Raw genomic sequence first — 18,474 nt, 5'->3', positions numbered from 1 at the left:
GGCGAAGCCAAGACGGAGTGGGGGAAGCCGGTCTTTAAACGCGAAGCCGCTGATAAGCGGTGCCATTGAGTTGGTCTAATATCGGTGTGGATCAGATAACTCACGCTCTGGTAGGCCGTACCTATTTCACCGAAACGCTCGGTCCGCCCTCGACCGCCAGCACCAGGCGGCGGCCGGTAATTCGCGCCAGTTGCGCCAAGCGCCCGGCCGGCCGCTCGCCATAGAGATCTGCCAGAGATGCCGGCAAGACCAGCGCCAGCACGCCATTGCCGCGCTGCTCCCATTTCAGCCTTGGCATGACGCCGGGCATCGAGGCGGTCAGCAGGTAGACGACGCGCATCGATGCCGCCAGCACCCGCGCTCGCTCCAGATAGCGCGGTGTCGCCAGCGCCTTGATCTCGGGCGCGATGGCTTCGTTGAAGATGCCGTCGTGCCGATAAGCGTTGGCCATCGCCAGATAGGCGCGGCCAGGGTGGTCCACGCCGAAAAAGGAGGCGTGGGCGATGATGTTGAGCGATTGCTTGCCGCGATATTCGGGATGCGCGCGCCAACCGATGTCGGCCAGCAATGCCGCCGCGTGGCGGTAGCGCGCCTCGTCCTCGGTCTCGTCGATGCCGAAAGCGGCAAAGGTCTTGGCCGTCCAGTCGACGAGTTCATGCGCATGGGTGACCGAGCGCGAGCGCAGCCGGGCGAGTTCCTCCGATGCCGAGATCAGCGGATCGGCCTTCTGCTCGGCCTGGTCGAGCAGCGAATAGAGGAAGCCTTCGCGCACGCCGAGCGCCGAGACGATGATCTTCGACGGCTGCATCGCCGCCATGATCTCCTGCAGCACGATGGCACCGTAAGGCAGGAGCGAGCGGCGGTTCTTCGAAACGCCCTCGATGCCTTTGATCTTCTCGATCTCGCCTTTCGCCACTTGCCGCAGGAAATTGGCGGCACTTTCGACGCCGATCTCGTAGTGGTGCATGACGCCAAGCGGATAGTTGGTCATCTCCATGTGCAGCCGGGCGAGATTTCGCCAGGTGCCGCCGACGGCATAGAAAGGCCTGCCTTGCCCGCCTTTGAGCAGCTTCGCCCGCCCCAGCTCGTCGCGCACGATTTTCGCTGCCTGCGTGAGGGAGTTCTTGGCCATATCCTGGAGGCGCAGGCCGCCCAGCGGCAACGTTATGCCGTCGCCGATCGCTTCGCCATTGACGTCGACCAGTTCAAGGCTGCCGCCGCCGAGGTCACCCGCGATACCGTTGGCCGGATGAAAGCCGCAGATGACGCCGAGCGCGGAATAGTAGGCTTCCTCGCGGCCGCTGATCACGCGGATCTCGGTCTTGAGCACGTCTTCGGCGCGGTGGATGAAATCGGGGCCGTTGACGGCCTCGCGGGCAGCCGCGGTCGCCAGCACGTACATGTGCTCGGCGCCGGCCTGGTCGGAGAGCGCGCGGAAGCGGCGGAACTCCTCCATTGACCGTGTCACGCCCTCGGGGTCGAGCTTCCCCGTCGACACAATGCCGCGGCCGAGGCCCGCCAGCATCTTTTCGTTGAACAGCATGGTCGGCGAGCGCGCCAGCCCCTCATAGACGACAAGGCGGATCGAATTCGAGCCGATGTCGATGATGGACAGCGGTCGGCGATCCTGCAGCCGGCCCTGGGAATCGGACAGCATCAGGCGGCAGCGTTCTTCTTACGGCGCTTGAATTGCGCGATCCGCTTCGGCGCATGCGATTTCAGCGCATCACCCCGTCCCGACAGGCTCGGATTGGTCATGAAATATTCCTGTGCGTTGAACGGCTCCTCGCCCTCCTCGAGCACGACGCGCCGGGAGGTTCCATCAGCCAATACGTCGAAACTTTGCTGATTGTCCATGATGTTGCCGAGCATGATCTGGCCCAGCACCTGTTCATGCACAGTTGGGTTGGTGATCGGCACCATGGTCTCGACGCGGCGGTCGAGGTTGCGCGGCATGAGGTCGGCCGAGGAGATGTAGACGACGGCCTCGTCCGACGGCAGGCCGTGGCCATTGCCGAAGCAATAGATGCGGCTGTGCTCGAGGAAACGGCCGACAATCGACTTGACCCTGATGTTTTCCGACAGGCCCGGCACCTGCGGCCGCAGGCAGCATATGCCGCGCACGACCAGGTCGATCTCGACGCCCGCTCGGCTGGCGTCGTAGAGCGCGTCGATGATGATCGGATCGACAAGGGCGTTCATCTTCATCCAGATGCGTGCCGGCCGTCCCTCGAGTGCGTGGGCGACCTCATCGGAAATGTGCTGCAGGATACGGTTCCTCAGCGTGAAGGGCGAGATCGCCAGCCGCATTTCGGCGGTCGGCTCGGCATAGCCGGTGATGAAGTTGAAAAGCTGGGCGACATCGCGTGCGATCGTTGCATCGGTGGTGAAGAAGGACAGGTCGGTGTAGATGCGCGCGGTCACCGGATGGTAATTGCCGGTGCCCAGATGCACATAATTGCGCAGCTTGCCGTCCTCGCGCCGCACCACCAGCGACATCTTGGCGTGGGTCTTGAGCTCGAGGAAGCCGAACACGACCTGGACGCCGGCGCGCTCGAGGTCGCGCGCCCAGCGGATGTTGGCCTCCTCGTCGAAGCGAGCCTTGAGCTCGACCAGTGCCGTCACCGACTTGCCGGCCTCGGCGGCGTCGACCAGCGCACGCACGATCGGGCTGTCGTTGGAGGTTCGGTAAAGCGTCTGCTTGATCGCCACCACTTCCGGGTCGGCCATCGCCTGGCGCAGGAACTGCACCACGACGTCGAAGGATTCGTAGGGGTGGTGGACGATGATGTCCTTCTCGCGGATGGCGGCGAAGCAATCGCCGCCATGCTCGCGGATGCGCTCGGGGAAACGCGGATTGTAGGGCGTGAATTTGAGGTCGTCGCGGGCAACGGCGACGATCTCCGAAATCTGGCTGAGCGCCAGCGGGCCGGTCAGGACGCTGATGCGGCTCGACGAAACGCCGAGTTCGCCGGCGACGAATTCGCGCAGTTCGGCCGGCATGAGCATGTCGAACTCGATGCGAATGACGGAGCCGCGGCGGCGGCGCTTTAGCGCAGTCTCGAACAGGCGCACGAGATCTTCCGATTCCTCCTCGACCTCGATGTCGCTGTCGCGAATGATGCGGAACGTGCCGGAGCCCTTGACCTCGTAACCCGGGAACAACTTGCCGATGTAAAGGCCGACCGCCTCTTCCAGCGGGATGAAGCGGACATGGTGCTTGCGGTCCGGCAGGCGGATGAAGCGCTTCAGCGCCACCGGCAGGCGCAAGAGCGCGCTCATCTCCTCGCCGTTCTTGCGATGGCGAAGCTGCAGCGCCATCGAGAAGCCGAGATTGGGGATGAACGGGAACGGATGCGCCGGGTCGATCGACAATGGCGTGAGAACCGGAAACACCTGATCCTGGAAGTGCTCCTCCAGCCAGGCCTTCTCGTCCTTGGTCAGCGCGTCGCGGGTGATGCTCTCGATGCCTTCCTTGTTGAGCAGCACGGTCAGCGCCGAAAGGCTTTTCTGCTGGTCTTCCTGCAACCGTTCGACCTCGCGCAGCAGCTGTTCGAGCTGCTGTTCGGGGGTACGCCCGTCCGGACTTCTCAACACGATGCCTTCGCGAACCTGGCCGGCCAGGCCGGCGACGCGCACCATGAAGAACTCATCGAGATTGGCCGCGGAGATCGACAGGAAACGTACCCTCTCCAGCAGCGGATGGTTTGTGTTCTGCGATTCCTCGAGCACGCGGCGGTTGAACTGCAACCAGGAGAACTCGCGATTGACGAAACGATCCGGATTGCCTTCCGGGCTTGCCGCTTCCGCATTGATGAACTCGCTCTGGACCGGCTTCAGTTCGTTCATGGTTCCTGCTCTTCCCACGTCTGGTTGCTTCGCCGCTTTTTCGGGCGGCGCCAGGCTGTTGCGCCTGGCTGCGATGCTCCAGCCGGTTAACCGGCTTAACTTATCCTCTGACAGGCTTTTGCGACAGTTTCATTTCATCGAACTTGCAAACAGACCGGTTATGATCCAAACGCTGAGTAGACTGCGCTAAAGGAGACGACGATGGCAGGCGGTTCCATTCCCCATTTCCAGAACGATGCGGGCCATCCGGCGATCGATATCGGAGTCAAGGAATTCATGTGCACCGGCGCCAACCCGCCTTTCGACCATCCGCATGTGTTTCTCGACATGGGCGACGACAATGAGAAGGTCTGCCCCTACTGCTCGACGCTCTACCGCTATTCGCCGAAGCTGACGGCGATGGAAACGCTGCCGGCCGGCTGCCTCTACATCGATCAGGCCGCCTGACCTCCAGCGGGCCGGGCCAATGGCAGACGCACAGTCCCGGCAAGTCATCATCGCCGGGGCGGGTATTGCCGGGCTGACCGCGGCACTGGCTTTCGCCGAGCGCGGCTATACCGTGCGGATCTTCGAACAGGCGCAGCGCCTCGAAGCGGCGGGCGCCGGCATCCAGCTTTCGCCCAACGCGACACGCATCCTGCGTGAGCTCGGCGTACTCGACACACTTCTTCCCAATGCCGTCAGGCCGGAAGCCGTGGTGCTGAAGGATGCGGCAACCTTGGGCGAACTGGCGCGCGTGCCTCTTGGACGAGCAGGCGAGGCGCGCTGGGGTGCGCCCTACCTCGTGGCGCATCGAGCGGACCTGCAAAACGCGCTGATGGCGCGCGTGGCTGCCATGCCCGATGTTCATCTCACCACCGGCGCGCGCCTTGACAGCGTCACGATCAGCAGTTCAGGCATCACCGCGGCAGCCGATGTGGGTGGTAGGCTCGTCGCGGCGGAAGGTTTCCTTCTGGTCGGCGCCGATGGCGTCTCGTCGTCGGTGCGCGGACTTGCCGACCAAGGAAGGAAAAACAGGCTTGCGAAAAGCCACTTCTCCGGCGAACTGGCCTGGCGGGCAACCGTCAGCGCAGACAGTCCTGCCGGGCAAGCTTTTGCAGAGATCGGTGCGCCGGACTGCGTCACCACCTTCCTGCATCCCGGCTTTCACATGGTCGCCTATCCCGTCAGCAAGGGCAGCGCCATCAACCTCGTCGCTTTCACCAGGGGCGAGCGTATCGCCGAAGGCTGGTCCGGCCATGCCGATCCCGCAATCCTGGCCGGCGCCATGCGCCGCACCACGCCGGCGCTGGCAAGGCTTGCGGAGTTGGCCGGCCCTTGGGCGGCCTGGCCGGTCCATACGGTCGATCAGAAGCAGCCATGGGTAAGGTCGGGCCGCATCGCGCTGGTCGGCGACGCGGCGCATGCCATGACGCCGTTCGCGGCACAGGGCGCCGCGATGGCCATCGAGGATGCCGCCACGCTTGCCGACGTCATGGCCGCCTCCCCTGCCGACCTGGCCGGAAGTCTTCAAATCTGGGAAGGCCTGCGCCGGCCGCGCGTCGTGAGAGTGGCACGTCGCGGCGCCCTCAACCGCCTTGCCTGGCATGCCTGGGGTCCGGTGGCGTTGGCGCGCAACCTTTTCCTGAAAATGCGGGCGCCGGAGAAGCTCGCCGCGGATTTGGACTGGCTTTATGGGTGGCGGGCCTAGAACTCGAACGAGGCGTTGGCGTTATCTGCGCTACCTACCATTATACAGCTTCAACGACCACCCAAGCGAGACCGGCAGCGGGTTCCACCAACCGGTCCGCAGGCCGGCGGTTCGCAAGGCGGCGGCCGTCCAGGTGTTGCAGCCGGCCAGCGCATTGAAATGGCCGTTCGCCTCATAGAAGCGGTCGAAATCGGAATAGGCGGCCCTGGCGATGACGATCGGCCCGCCTGGTCCTTGCTGAAAACTCGCATCGATGAAGTCGAGCAATGCCGCAAAGCGGTCTTCCGGGATGTCGAAGCCGGCGACATCGGGTCCGGAGATATCGCCGGCGACCTCGACATGCATCACTGAAGCGTCAAGCGTCAGGGCCTTGAATACGGGCATCGCCTTCAGCTGCGACCAGGTCGGCGTCTCCAGGTAGAAGGCGCGGCCGCCCCAGCCGAAGACGATGTAGCGCACCTCGGGCGCATCGGAAGGCTGGCCGGCAGCCGCGAGGAAGCGAAAACGCCGGCGCACGCCATCATCGACGGGAATGGCGATGTCGGTGTGGATCGGATTGCTCAGCACCAGAATGTGCCTGACGCCCTCGCCGGCCGCGGCAGCCGGCCAGAGTGGTCGTGGCACCAGCGTGCCGAGTGCCGCGACCAGCACCACCGCGGCCACCAGCACGGCCAGGAAACGAAGGCGTTTTCTCATCCGGGCATAGTTCTTGCGATTCCATCATGTCTCAATCGAAACGATCCGATCGGCCAAATGTGAAAAAGCCCGACCGTGGCGCGGCCGGGCTCCTTCCATTTCGACGAGGCAGCGCTCAGTGCAATATCTGCGACAGGAACAGCTTCGTGCGCTCGTGGCGCGGGTGATCGAAGAACTCGGCCGGCGTGTTCTGCTCGACGATCTGGCCCTGATCCATGAAGATCACCCGGTTGGCGACTTTCCGCGCGAAGCCCATTTCGTGGGTGACGCACAGCATGGTCATGCCTTCCTCGGCAAGGCTAACCATGGTCTCCAGCACTTCCTTGATCATTTCCGGGTCGAGTGCCGAGGTCGGCTCATCGAACAGCATGATGCGCGGGTTCATGCACAGCGAACGGGCGATCGCCACGCGCTGCTGCTGACCGCCGGAGAGCTGGCCCGGATATTTGTTGGCCTGCTCGGGGATCTTGACGCGCTTGAGGAAATGCATGGCCATCTCCTCGGCCTGTTTCTTCGGGGTCTTGCGGACCCAGATCGGCGCCAGCGTGCAGTTCTCCAGGATGGTCAGGTGGGGGAACAGGTTGAAGTGCTGGAACACCATGCCGACCTCTCGGCGCACCTCGTCGATCTTCTTGAGATCGTTGGTCAATTCCTTGCCGTCGACGAAGATCTTGCCCTTCTGGTGTTCTTCGAGCCGGTTGATGCAGCGGATCATGGTGGACTTGCCGGAGCCGGACGGGCCGCAGATGACGATGCGCTCGCCGCGCATCACCTTGAGGTTGATGTCCTTCAGCACATGGAACTCGCCATACCATTTGTGCATGGCGATGATGTCGATGGCGACATCGGTGGTCGAGATGTGCATCTTCGCGGCATTGACCTTGATCTCTTCCGCGCTGACGGCGTTTTCGGTGGCCATGAACCAATCCCCTTTTTATCGTTTGTAACCGGTGTCGAGCCGGCGTTCCGTATACATTGAATAGCGCGACATGCCGAAGCAGAACAGCCAAAACACGAAGGCGGCGAACACGAGACCGGATTTCGCGGTCTGCGGCGTCGCCCAGTTGGCGTCCGAGAAGTTCTGCTTGACGACGCCGAGCAGGTCGAACATCGAAATGATGAGGACCAGGCTGGTGTCCTTGAACATGCCGATGAACGTGTTGACGATGCCGGGAATGACCAGCTTCAGCGCCTGCGGCAGCACGATCAGTCCCATCTTCTGCCAATAGCCGAGGCCGAGCGAATCGGCGCCCTCGTATTGGCCCTTGGGGATCGCCTGCAGGCCGCCGCGCACCACTTCCGCCATATAGGCGGCGGCAAACAGCGACACGCCGATCAGAGCCCTCAGGTACTTGTCGAAGGTGACGCCGGCGGGCAGGAAAAGCGGCAGCATGACGCTGACGAAGAACAGCACTGTGATCAGCGGGATACCGCGCACAGCTTCAATGAAGATGATGCACAGCATCTTGACGATCGGCATCTTGGAGCGCCGGCCGAGCGCCAGCACGGTGCCCAGCGGCAGCGACACGGCGATGCCGACGAAGGAGAGGCTGAGCGTGATCAGCAGTCCGCCCCACCGCGACGTCTCGACATGCGGCAGGCCGAACACGCCGCCGACCAGAAGGAAGAAGGCGACGATCGGCAGCACGAGGAAAAGCAGGATGGCGTTCAGGCCCTTGCGCGGCACGCTGGGGACCAGCATCGGCACCAGCAGCGCCGCGAACAGGATGGCGACCAGGATCGGCCGCCAGCGCTCCTCGACCGGATAGGTGCCGAACATGAACTGGCCGAACTTGGCGTTGACGAAGGCCCAGCAGGCGCCGCTCCAGCCATCGGGCTGGATGCCGCCCTGCGCCACTGTCGCGCAGACGGTCCGGTCCGGCCCGGTCCACTGGGCATTGATGAAGGCCCAGTTGATGACCTGCGGCAGGACCCAGGCGACGATGATGATGCCGAGTATGGTGAGGATGGTGTCGCCGACCGAACCGACGAGGTTCTTGCGGACCCAGGCATACAGGCCACGCTCGCTGATCGGCGCCGCCTCCGCCAGGGCCATTTCGGTGCGCACCCAGGACATGTCGTGTTCCTGCATGGCCCTACCTTTCCACCAACGCCATTCTGGCATTGACCACGTTCATCACGGCCGAGGTCACCAGGCTGAGTATGAGATAGGCGATCATCATGATCAGCACGCCCTCGACCGCCTGGCCGGTCTGGTTGAGCACCGTGCCGGCGGTCGCCGTCAGGTCCGGATAGCCGATGGCGATGGCCAGCGAAGAGTTCTTGGTCAGGTTGAGATACTGGCTGGTCAACGGCGGGATGACGATGCGCATGGCCTGCGGCACCACGACCAGCCGCAGGATCGATCCCGAGCGCAGGCCAAGTGCGGCGGCGGCCTCGGTCTGGCCCTTGCTGACACCCCTGATGCCGGCCCGCACGATCTCGGCGATGAAGGCCGCCGTGTAGCAGGACAGCGCCAGATAGAGCGACAGGAACTCCGGCTTGACCTGGAAGCCGCCGGTCAGGTTGAAGGTCGATTGTTTCGGAAAATCGAAGCTCAGCGGAAAGCCGCTCAGCGCATAGGCGAGCAGCGGCAGGCCGACGATCAGCGCGACGGACGTCCAGAACACGGGAAACTGCTGACCCGTCGCCATCTGCCGCTGGCGCGCCTTGCGGGCGACGAACCAGGCCATGGCGATACCCACGATGAGCGCCACGAAGATCAGCCATGAGCCCTCGCCCCAGACGGCGCGCGGGAAATAGAAACCGCGCTGGTTGAGGAAGGAACCGAAAGGCAGGTTATAGCTCTCGCGCGGCGGCGGCAACACGGCCAGCACGCCCGAATACCAGAAGAAGATGACCAGCAGCGGCGGGATGTTGCGGAAGATCTCGACATAGACCGTGCAGATCTTGCGGATCAGCCAATTCTGCGACAGCCGGCCGATGCCGATGACGAAGCCGATAATGGTCGCGGTGACGATGCCGGCCACGGCGACGATGATGGTGTTGATCAGGCCGACAATGATGGCGCGACCGTAGGTCGAATCGGACGTGTAGGCGATCGGCGTGTCCGAGATGTCGAATCCGGCGCGGCCCCTGAGAAAGCCGAAACCGGAGGCGATGTGAAGACGCTGCAGATTGTCGATGACGTTCTGCACGATCCACCAGACAGAGCCGAACAGAACGACGACGACCAGTGTCTGGAAGAAGAGACTGCGGACTTTCGGGTCGTTGATAAAGGAGCCGCGACTTGTGTCCTCGCGAAGGACTTCCTGCGATGCCATATCACCGTCCCCTGTGAAAGAGAAACCGGAAGGCAGAACCATCTGCCTTCCGGATCACATTTCGATCAGCGGATCGGCGGAGCGTATTGCAGGCCGCCCTTGGTCCACAGCGCGTTGATGCCGCGGGCGATCTTCAGCGGGCTGCCCGAGCCGACATTGCGATCGAACATTTCGCCGTAATTGCCGACCGCCTTGACGATGTTGACGACCCAGTCGTTGGAGACGCCGAGATCGGTGCCGATCTTGGTGTCGGCTTCCTGGCCAAGCACGCGCTTGATCTCAGGGCTGGCCGAGTTCTTCATCTCGTCGACATTGGCCTTGGTGATGCCGAGTTCCTCGGCGTCGAGCAGCGCGAAATAGGTCCACTTGACGATATGGTACCACTGGTCGTCGCCCTGGCGCACCGCCGGTCCGAGCGGCTCCTTGGAGATGATCTCCGGCAGCACGACGTGATCGGCCGGCGCACCCAGCGTCAGGCGGATGCCGTAAAGGCCCGACTGGTCTGTGGTGTAGACGTCGCAGCGGCCGGCGTCATAGGCTGCGTTGACCTCTTCGAGCTTCTCGAAAACGACCGGATTGTACTCCATCTTGTTCGCCTTAAAGTAGTCGGCGAGGTTGAGCTCGGTGGTGGTGCCGCTCTGCACGCAGACGGCGGCGCCGGACAGCTGAAGCGCCGAATTGACGCCCGGCAGCTTCTTGGCGTTGATCATGAAGCCCTGGCCGTCATAGTAGGTGGTGCCGATGAAGTTCAGGCCAAGTGCCGTGTCGCGGTTAATGGTCCAGGTGGTGTTGCGCGACAGGATGTCGATCTCGCCCGACTGCAGCGCGGTGAAGCGCTCCTTGGCGCTGAGCGGCGTGAACTTGACCTTGGAGCCGTCACCGAAGACGGCGGCCGCCACGGCGCGGCAGAAATCGGCATCGATGCCTTGCCAGTCACCCTTGTCGTCCGGCGCGGAGAAGCCGGCCAGACCCGTCGAGACGCCGCACTGGATGAAGCCCTTCTGCTTGACCGTGTCGAGCGTGGTGGCTGAAGCCGTTGAAGCCACGGCTCCAAGCGCGGCGGCTCCAAGGATGCCGATTGCAATGTGTTTCATGACCCACAGACCCTTTTCTGTTTTCAGGCAAACCTGATCTTTTTTTCCCGCGTGAACGCAGCTTTTCGTTCCGGCCCATTTCCGGAACTCCGCATCGCAGTCGACGCGCCGCCTCCCATTCACGAACAGCATCGAAGGCGATAATTCCTGTGAGGTCAAGGAAAATGACCGAATTCAGATGGGTTTGAAAATCGTTTGCCGCAATTGCCTGAATAGCAGACAAACGCGCCCGCAATTTAGTCAGAAGCGCGAATAAAGCCGGCGAAGCTCGCCCTACGCCAGGCTGCGCTCTGTCCGCAAAAAATCCATCCGCCCGATTACTCTGCGTTACTGTGCTCTGCCGGCCGGTTGCGTGCCGATGTCTGCGCCCTCTGGCTGGATCTGGGTCATGGTGAGGTACGCTTTGCGCTATCAGGCGACGCATGCCGCTGCCGGCGGCGGGCTTTCTGGCCGCGCCATTACGCTTGCAGTCGGCCTGCGGCGGCTCCGGCAATTGGCACATTCGAAGTCGGGGTCCTGGCGAAAGCCGGCTGTTGCGCGGTCCATGTCGCCGCACTATGGCTAGCGGCTTACCAAAAAAGGCGACGACGAATGGCAAAAGACGGCAACGAGCCGGTGACTGGCAAAATGGGCATCAACACGCGGCTTGCCCATTCGGGCAACAACCCGCACGACTATTTCGGCTTCGTCAATCCGCCTGTCGTGCACGCCTCCACGGTGCTGTTCCGCAATGCCGCCTCGATGGCTGGACGGGACCAGAAATACACCTACGGCACGCGCGGCACACCGACCACCGACGCCTTGGCCCAGGCCATAGACGCGCTGGAGGGGTCGGCCGGCACGATCGTGGTCCCGTCGGGCCTGGCGGCGGTGACGGTGCCGCTGCTTGCCTTCGTTTCGGCGGGCGACCACCTGCTGATCGTCGACAGCGTCTATCATCCGACGCGCAACTTCGCCGACACGATGCTGAAGCGGCTCGGCGTCGAGGTCGAGTATTATGCTCCCGGCATCGGCGCGGGCATCGCCGCCTTGATCAAGCCGAACACCAAGGTGGTGTTCACGGAATCGCCGGCCTCAAACACGTTCGAGGTGCAGGACATACCAGCCATCGCGAAGGCCGCGCACGCCGCCGGTGCCATCGTCATGATGGACAATACCTGGGCGACGCCGCTTTATTTCCGTCCGCTCGACCATGGCGTCGACATCTCGATCCATGCGGCGACGAAATATCCCGCCGGTCATTCGGACGTGCTGCTGGGTACGGTGTCGGCCACCGAGGCCTGCTGGAAACAGCTGTATGAAAGCTTCTGCACGCTTGGCTGCTGCGCCGGACCCGACGACGTCTACCAGGTGCTGCGCGGCTTGCGCACCATGGGGGTGCGCCTCGATCACCATCAGCGCAGCGCGCTCGCCATCGCGGCATGGCTGGAGGGCCAGAAGGGCGTGGCGCGCGTGCTCCACCCCGGCCTTCCCAGTCATCCCGACCACGCGCTGTGGAAGCGTGACTTTTCCGGCTCCAGCGGCATCTTCTCCATCGTGCTTGCCGGCGGCGGCCAGAAACAGCAGCACGCGTTCCTCGACGCATTGCGGATCTTTGGTCTCGGCTACTCCTGGGGCGGTTACGAGAGCCTTGCCGTGCCGGTCTGGCTCGGCGACCGCGTCGTTGCCAAGGGCCCCTATGAAGGGCCGTTGATTCGTCTCCAGATCGGCCTCGAGGATGTCGAGGACCTCATGACCGATATTCTTCGCGGGCTCACCGCCGCCGCAGCGGCCTGACGCGACCTCTCGGACCGATACCAGCAGCGCCCGCAAGGCCTTGACGCGATTGAGCAAACGGGGGCCGCACGCGGCGCCCCGGTCCGGCCATGTCGGCAATATTATTCTCCCCATCCGCAGTTTTGCGGATTTGTTTGACTTCCAAATTGCCGGCTTCCGCTTCATTGCGGCAGCGGAAATCATTCCCCAGCCACCGCACCAAGAGCCTGCCCATGGCGTTCCGCCTCTTTGTTCCCATTCTTGCCGGCGCGACGCTGCGCGAACGCATCATCGCCTGCGTCGGTGCGATGATCGGCATTGCGCTGACTGGCGCGATCAGCGGACTCACACTGGGTAGCGGGCCACATGTGCCGCTGCTGGTGGCGCCAATGGGAGCATCGGCGGTGCTGTTGTTCGCGGTGCCCGCCAGCCCGCTGGCGCAGCCCTGGTCGATCATCGGCGGCAACACGATCTCGGCGCTTGTCGGCGTGATCGTGGTGCAATTCGTGCACCAGCCGGTGCTCGCCACCGGTATTGCGGTAGCGCTGGCGATTGCCGCAATGTCGTTCACGCGCTGCCTGCATCCACCCGGGGGTGCGGCGGCATTGACCGCGGTGTTCGGCGGCCCAGCCGTGATCAGCGCCGGCTTCCTTTTTCCTTTCGTGCCGGTGGCGGTCAATTCGATGCTGCTGGTGGCGCTTGGCTACGGCTTCCACAAGCTGGCCCGGCGCAACTACCCGCACGTGCCGGCCCCGGCGCCGGTAAACAGTCACGGCACCATCGATCCGCCGGCGCAATTGCGTGTCGGTTTTCGCTCCGAGGACATCGACGCCGCGCTTGGAGCGCTCGACGAGACCTTCGACATCGATCGGGGCGATCTCGACCGGTTGCTGCGGCAGGTCGAATTGCAGGCCATGGTGCGCGAGCACGCGACGTTGCGGTGCCAAGACATCATGTCGCGCGACGTCATCTCGGTGGACGAGCACACGCCAGCCGCCGCTGCGCGCCAATTGCTGCTTGACCACAACATACGAACCTTGCCGGTGGTGGATGCCGAGGCAAGGCTGGCCGGAACCGTGGGCTTGCGGGAACTGACACTGGCGGCCGGCACGGTCGGAACCGTGATCTCGCCGGCGGCAACCGCAACTGCCGGCTCGAACGCCATGGCGCTGCTGCCAGTGCTGACCGACGGGCGCAGTCACGCCGTCATCATCGTCGACGATAAAAACCACATCCTCGGGCTGATCACGCAAACCGATCTGCTGGCCGCGACGGCGCGGATGCAAAACACCGGCACGGAGCCGGCCAAAGTGCTAGCATAGGCAGCCAGGCGGATCGCCTGGCGTGATTTTTCGGGAACCTTTTTTCGAAACCTGCATCCAATCTTTCGTGCAAGGATCGATGGAGGACACATGCCCGCGCTGACGGCAACATCAACAGCGACGGACGAGCTCCGGCTCGTAGCCCGCGCGCTTGCCCGCGACAGCGATGCCTTTCGCAAGATCATGAAGCTGAACAACCAGCGGCTCTACCGACTGGCGCGCGGCATGGTGCGCAACGACAGCGAGGCCGAGGACATCGTGCAGGAGGCCTATGTCAGGGCCTTTACCAATCTCGGCACCTATCGCGGCGATGCTTCGCTTTCCACCTGGCTGTCGCGCATCGTCATCAACGAGGCGCTCGGGCGGCTTCGCAAAGGACGGCGAACCGTGGCCATGCCTGAAAACCCGGAAGCGCAGATCATCCGGTTTCCCCTCAACCCAAGCGACGATCCGGAGCGGACGATGGCGCAGCGGCAGATCCTCGGGCTTGTCGAGCGGGCGACCGACAGCCTGCCCGACGCCTATCGCGCGGTTTTCGTGGCCCGCGTCATCGAGGGGCTGAGCATCGAGGAGACCGCCGACCTGCTCGGCGTGCGGCCCGAGACCGTCAAGACGAGACTGCACCGCGCCCGCGTTTTCCTGCGCAAGGCGCTGGACGACGAGATCGGGCCGGTGCTGCTCGACGCCTTTCCCTTCGCCGGCCGGCGCTGCGAGCGGCTGACACGGGCCGTGATGAAGCGGCTCGGATTCGAGGGGTGATCTTCAAGGCCAGATCTTTCGCCGATTTGTCGGGAACGTTTCTGCGCCATCCTCATCCAATGAATGTCAACCCAGATGAAGCCCGCTGCCCAGGCTGTCGGGCGAAGGAGATGCCATGCTTATCCGACATACCACAGCGTTTGCCGCCCTCTTGCTGCTTGGCGCTGCCCCATTCGCGCAAGCTGCCGACAAGCCGACCGACCCGCAGATCGCCCACATCGCCTACACAGCCGACATGATTGACATCGAGGCGGCCAAGCAGGCAATCAAGAAATCCAAGAACAAGGAAGTCGTCGATTTCGCCAAGGACATGGAGCGCGACCACGAAGCGGTGAACAAGCAGGCGCTCGACCTACTCAAGAAGCTCAAGGTGAAGCCGGAAGACAATGCCACCAGCCAGGCGCTGACCAAGGCGGCGAAAGAGGAACATGCCAAGCTCGCCAAGCTGAAAGGGGCTGCCTTCGACAAGGCCTATATCGAAAACGAGGTGGCCTACCACAAGCAGGTCAATGGAGCGCTCGAAACCCTGCTCATTCCGTCAGCCAGCAATGCCGAGCTGAAGAGCCTGCTCGAAACCGGCCTCAAGATCTTCCAGGGGCATGAGCAGCATGCCGAACATGTCGCCGGCATGTTGAAATGAAAGCGGCCGCGCTGATCCGACCGCTCCTTGTCGGGCTGGCGCTGGTGCTTGCCGCCGGCCCGGCGCCGGCCGCGACCATCGAGGTGACGATCGACAAGCTCGTCTTCTCGCCGGCAAGCGTCGAGGCCAGGGTCGGCGACACGATCGAGTGGGTGAACAAGGACGCATTCGCCCACACGGCCACGGTGAAGGGCAGCTGGGAGGTGATGATCCCGCCGAATGCGAAGGGAAAACTGACCCTCAAGACGGCGGGAGCGGTTGATTATTTCTGCCGCTTCCATCCCAACATGAAAGGCCGATTGGTAGTGGCGCCCTGAAAATCTGGGCCGGTGGCGGGACTTGGCCGCAAATACCAAGCCCCGCCACTCCGGAGCCCCCGCCACTCCGGAGCACCCGTCACTCCGCAGCAATTGAGCACGGAACAGTCGCGCCAGGGATCAGAGCGCCAGCCATGCCGTGCCGACCGCCAGCGTCAGCAGCGTCAATGGCAGGCCGACTTTGAAGAAAGCGCCGAACGACAGCGACGTGCCGGCGGCGCGCGCCTGCTCGGCAACGATCAGATTGGCGACGGAACCCAGGAGCGTGAAATTGCCGGCCAGCGTCGAGCTCATGGCGACGACCAGCCAGGCGCGCTCGGGGTTTTCCAGGCCGGGGATGAAGGGCCGCAGCGCCAGCACGGCCGGCACGTTGCTCATTATGTTGGAGAGCAAGGCGGTGAAGCCCGACAGGCGCCAGACGTCATCCAGCCCGACGTTCTTGGCCGATGCGACGATGTCCGGTGTCAGCAGCGTTCGTTCGGCGCCGGCAACCACGATGAACAGGCCGGCGAACATGAACAGCAATGGCCCGTCGATTTCGCGATAGATGCGCTCTGGTTTGATGGCGCGGGTGAGCAGGAGGATGGCGCCGCCGATGAGCGCCGCCTTGGCGACAGGCACACCGGCGAAGAAGGCAACGGCCAGTCCGATGCAAACTACCACCGCTTTCAGCACCTGGCGGCGATGCATGCGGCCGCGCGAGACCTGCGGCGTCAATTCGCCGTTGTGCGCGAATTCGGTGCGGTAGACGATGCGAACAATGGCGATGACCGCGACGAGACCAAACAGCGCAACCGGAGCCAGAGCCGCTGAAAAGGCCGGATAGGAGATGCCCGACAGCGCACCGATGACCATGTTTTGCGGATTGCCGGTGATCGTGGCGACACTGCCGCAATTTGACGCGGTGGCGGTCGCGATGAGATAAGGAACCGGATTGCGCTTGATGGCGCGGGTGACGTGAACGACGATCGGCGCCATGACAAGACAGATGGCGTCATTGACCAGGAAGGCCGACAGCAGGCCGGTCAGCAGGGTCACCATAACCAAAAGCATGAACGGCGCATGCGCATGCTCGATCGCGATGGCACCGAGGCCGCGAAAGGCGCCCGAGACCTTCAGATGCGCCACTACGATCATCATGCCGAGCAAAAGCGTGATGGTGTCGAAATTGATGGCGCGGTAGGCATCCTCCAGGCTGATCGCCCCGATGGCTATCATCGCGGCCCCGCCGAGCAGTGCGATCCCCGCCCGATCGAGGCGCAGGCCTGGTATCCGGCCGACGGCGACGCCGGCATAGGTCAGGACCAGGATCAGCAGTGCCGCCGCGCCCATCAATGTCATGCGAAGAAGGCCCTGCCCGATGCATTCAGCCCCGGCCGGAGCTGTGGCCACCACCTTTAGCGGGCGGCGCGCAAAGCGAAAATACCTTCTGCGTGATGGCTGCAGAAATCCCCAGCGACGCGCCCCCGGCGCCGGTGGCTGGCCGGATCCGCCTCAATGAACCGTGATTGTCGCGGCTGGCGGCGTTTGCTGGGAAACCATCGGATCGAAACTGACCTGGTCGCGTCCATTTGACTTGGCGGCATAGAGCCGCCTGTCGGCTGCCGAGAATATCTCCTCATAGGTGGTCGGCCCGTTAAAGGCAGTACCGCCAATGCTCACGGAAAGCGGACAGGACCGGCCGCCCGGCGAAAATTCCACCTCGCGAATTCGCCGGCGGATGCTTTCGGCAACCAGCCAGGATTGCGAGGGATCGACGCCGGGAAGAAACACGCCGAATTCCTCGCCGCCGATGCGGCCGACGATGTCGGTGCCGCGGAGCTGATCCTTGATCGTCTGCGCGATCAGTTTGAGCGCCTGGTCGCCGCAGTCATGCCCAAGCCGGTCATTGATCGATTTGAAGTGATCGGCGTCGATGATCAGCAGCGCACCGGAATTGGCCGACGCCTGTTTGCCGACCTGTTCGAGATAGGCTTCGACCAGCATGGAGAAAGCGCCGCGGTTGAGCACCGCCGTCAGGCTGTCGGTGGCGGCAACGACGGTGAGATCGCGCTGGGCAATGGCCAACTGGCGTATCTTCCACATCAGGAAGAAGAGAAACGATCCACCCAGCACCAGGGGCAACAGAATGTCGGTCAGCTGAGCCCGCCACACAGCTTCGGGCGAAAGATACGGGAAATTGAACGAATCGACGAAAAACGCCACGCCAATGAAGAACGCCGTGCCGGCGGCGGTGACGGCGATCACCCTGCCCCAACTCGTCGGCGACAGGTCGAGCTTCATCTCTTCAACTCCGTTAGCCGCGTCTACTATGACGCGCCAACGCAAACAAAACGATAAGACTTTCCCTCCAATTCGACGGCAGAGGTTGCAGGGTTACGGCCGCCGGACCGGCGGCCGCCTCCGGCCTGCGTCTCGAAGATTTGTCCGGATGATCGATCCGGACCTACGACAGGAGGGTCCTGCCGTCAGCCGTTGGGCGCCGATTCGCCCAGCGTCTCTGCAACAAAGGATGCCGCGATCAGATCGTCGGCATCCAGGCCTAGAGAGCCTTCGCCCGCTCCCATGATGGCGGCAACCTTATGGAAGGTCTTCAGCTCATGGTCGGAAATCCGGGCGGTTTGCATTTTGGCTTTGAGCTCGGCGATACGTCGCCCCAAGGCGGGCGACGTTCCAATTTCACGTTTCGACATGACGCGGTTTTCTCCTTCCCCAACCCATGCTTGTTTTGCCCGCCATTCGCAGCCCGAATGCTTACTTTTATGAGGGACCGCGAATACAAGGCCCCGAACGCGTGATCGTTACGAAGGTTCCCGCGCGACAAGGTCACGAAATAATACGGAAAGGGCGCCGCGGCGGCGGCGTGCCGCCGTCGCGCCGGCAAGCGCATTCGGGAAGACAAAAAGGGATGAAAAGTTCCGACCGGATTCCTGCCCGCGTTGAAATTCCTCACGTCCGGAGCAGCTAAGCCCTTGAAATTATTGGCGATCCCGACAGGATTCGAACCTGTGACCATCGGCTTAGAAGGCCGGTGCTCTATCCAGCTGAGCTACGGGACCGCTGGCCGG

The 18,474-nt window shown here is 63.2% G+C and carries 17 protein-coding genes and 1 tRNA gene; 7 read left to right on the top strand and 11 right to left on the bottom strand.

All coding sequences use genetic code 11. The annotated features are described in order from the left end of the window. Positions 1–121: 121 nt before the first annotated feature. The gene (ppx, locus tag LB541_RS20910; RefSeq protein ID WP_140515513.1) at positions 122–1,657 is read right to left on the bottom strand and encodes an exopolyphosphatase; all 1,536 of its coding nucleotides are present in this window, start codon (positions 1,655–1,657) and stop codon (positions 122–124) included. Further along, positions 1,657–3,849 (bottom strand): RNA degradosome polyphosphate kinase, encoded by a 2,193-nt coding sequence (locus LB541_RS20905; RefSeq protein ID WP_140494308.1) that lies wholly within the window; start codon positions 3,847–3,849, stop codon positions 1,657–1,659. Before LB541_RS20905 ends, ppx begins: the two co-directional genes overlap by 1 nt. A 201-nt stretch (positions 3,850–4,050) precedes the next feature. Here LB541_RS20905 and LB541_RS20900 point away from each other — a divergent pair, with 201 nt between their 5' ends. Then, positions 4,051–4,296, top strand: a complete 246-nt coding sequence (locus tag LB541_RS20900; protein WP_140494310.1) for a zinc-finger domain-containing protein — start codon at positions 4,051–4,053, stop codon at positions 4,294–4,296. A gap of 19 nt (positions 4,297–4,315) precedes the next feature. Further along, positions 4,316–5,539 carry an FAD-dependent monooxygenase gene (locus tag LB541_RS20895; RefSeq protein WP_224619487.1) on the top strand — a complete coding sequence of 408 codons (1,224 nt, stop codon included), beginning with the start codon at positions 4,316–4,318 and terminating at the stop codon, positions 5,537–5,539. 30 nt (positions 5,540–5,569) lie between these two features. On the opposite strand, the gene LB541_RS20890 is transcribed toward LB541_RS20895, so the two are convergent. From LB541_RS20890 to LB541_RS20870, 5 genes are all read right to left on the bottom strand, one after another. Then, a complete protein-coding gene (locus LB541_RS20890; protein ID WP_140584477.1) occupies positions 5,570–6,235 on the bottom strand; it encodes a TIGR02117 family protein in 666 nt (221 codons plus the stop codon). A gap of 115 nt (positions 6,236–6,350) precedes the next feature. After that, a complete protein-coding gene (locus LB541_RS20885) occupies positions 6,351–7,100 on the bottom strand; it encodes an amino acid ABC transporter ATP-binding protein (RefSeq protein ID WP_181165173.1) in 750 nt (249 codons plus the stop codon). Positions 7,101–7,169: 69 nt separating this feature from the next. Continuing rightward, entirely contained in the window at positions 7,170–8,327 is a 1,158-nt protein-coding gene (locus LB541_RS20880) for an amino acid ABC transporter permease (RefSeq protein WP_140565096.1), read from the bottom strand. 4 nt (positions 8,328–8,331) lie between these two features. Continuing rightward, positions 8,332–9,519: an amino acid ABC transporter permease gene (locus LB541_RS20875; RefSeq protein ID WP_140494318.1), complete on the bottom strand. Its 1,188-nt coding sequence runs from the start codon at positions 9,517–9,519 to the stop codon at positions 8,332–8,334. Positions 9,520–9,584: 65 nt separating this feature from the next. Then, entirely contained in the window at positions 9,585–10,613 is a 1,029-nt protein-coding gene (locus LB541_RS20870) for an amino acid ABC transporter substrate-binding protein (RefSeq protein WP_140494320.1), read from the bottom strand. 591 nt (positions 10,614–11,204) lie between these two features. Here LB541_RS20870 and LB541_RS20865 point away from each other — a divergent pair. The 5 genes from LB541_RS20865 to LB541_RS20845 all read left to right on the top strand — a co-directional run bounded on the left by LB541_RS20865 (position 11,205) and on the right by LB541_RS20845 (position 15,406). Next, a complete protein-coding gene (locus tag LB541_RS20865; protein WP_140515505.1) occupies positions 11,205–12,389 on the top strand; it encodes a cystathionine beta-lyase in 1,185 nt (394 codons plus the stop codon). A 212-nt stretch (positions 12,390–12,601) separates the two neighbouring features. Then, a complete protein-coding gene (locus LB541_RS20860; RefSeq protein ID WP_140494324.1) occupies positions 12,602–13,690 on the top strand; it encodes an HPP family protein in 1,089 nt (362 codons plus the stop codon). Positions 13,691–13,780: 90 nt separating this feature from the next. Then, positions 13,781–14,449 carry an RNA polymerase sigma factor gene (locus LB541_RS20855; protein ID WP_224619485.1) on the top strand — a complete coding sequence of 223 codons (669 nt, stop codon included), beginning with the start codon at positions 13,781–13,783 and terminating at the stop codon, positions 14,447–14,449. A 115-nt stretch (positions 14,450–14,564) separates the two neighbouring features. Further along, a complete protein-coding gene (locus LB541_RS20850; RefSeq protein WP_140521607.1) occupies positions 14,565–15,089 on the top strand; it encodes a DUF4142 domain-containing protein in 525 nt (174 codons plus the stop codon). Continuing rightward, a complete protein-coding gene (locus tag LB541_RS20845) occupies positions 15,086–15,406 on the top strand; it encodes a cupredoxin family copper-binding protein (RefSeq protein WP_224619483.1) in 321 nt (106 codons plus the stop codon). Before LB541_RS20850 ends, LB541_RS20845 begins: the two co-directional genes overlap by 4 nt. A gap of 120 nt (positions 15,407–15,526) precedes the next feature. Here the strand turns inward: LB541_RS20845 and LB541_RS20840 are convergent, their stop codons facing one another. The 4 genes from LB541_RS20840 to LB541_RS20825 all read right to left on the bottom strand — a co-directional run bounded on the left by LB541_RS20840 (position 15,527) and on the right by LB541_RS20825 (position 18,465). After that, positions 15,527–16,747 (bottom strand): anion transporter, encoded by a 1,221-nt coding sequence (locus LB541_RS20840; protein ID WP_224619480.1) that lies wholly within the window; start codon positions 16,745–16,747, stop codon positions 15,527–15,529. 153 nt (positions 16,748–16,900) lie between these two features. After that, a complete protein-coding gene (locus LB541_RS20835; protein WP_224619478.1) occupies positions 16,901–17,689 on the bottom strand; it encodes a GGDEF domain-containing protein in 789 nt (262 codons plus the stop codon). A 185-nt stretch (positions 17,690–17,874) separates the two neighbouring features. Then, positions 17,875–18,099 (bottom strand): hypothetical protein, encoded by a 225-nt coding sequence (locus LB541_RS20830; RefSeq protein ID WP_140494336.1) that lies wholly within the window; start codon positions 18,097–18,099, stop codon positions 17,875–17,877. A 289-nt stretch (positions 18,100–18,388) separates the two neighbouring features. Beyond that, positions 18,389–18,465 (bottom strand) — tRNA-Arg (locus LB541_RS20825). Between the last annotated feature and the right edge of the window lie 9 nt (positions 18,466–18,474).

The sequence above is a fragment of the Mesorhizobium sp. BR1-1-15 genome, from assembly GCF_020165475.1.
GTDB lineage: Bacteria > Pseudomonadota > Alphaproteobacteria > Rhizobiales > Rhizobiaceae > Mesorhizobium.
Note: the sequence above shows the minus strand (reverse complement) of the source record. Positions and strands in the feature narration are given on the sequence as shown.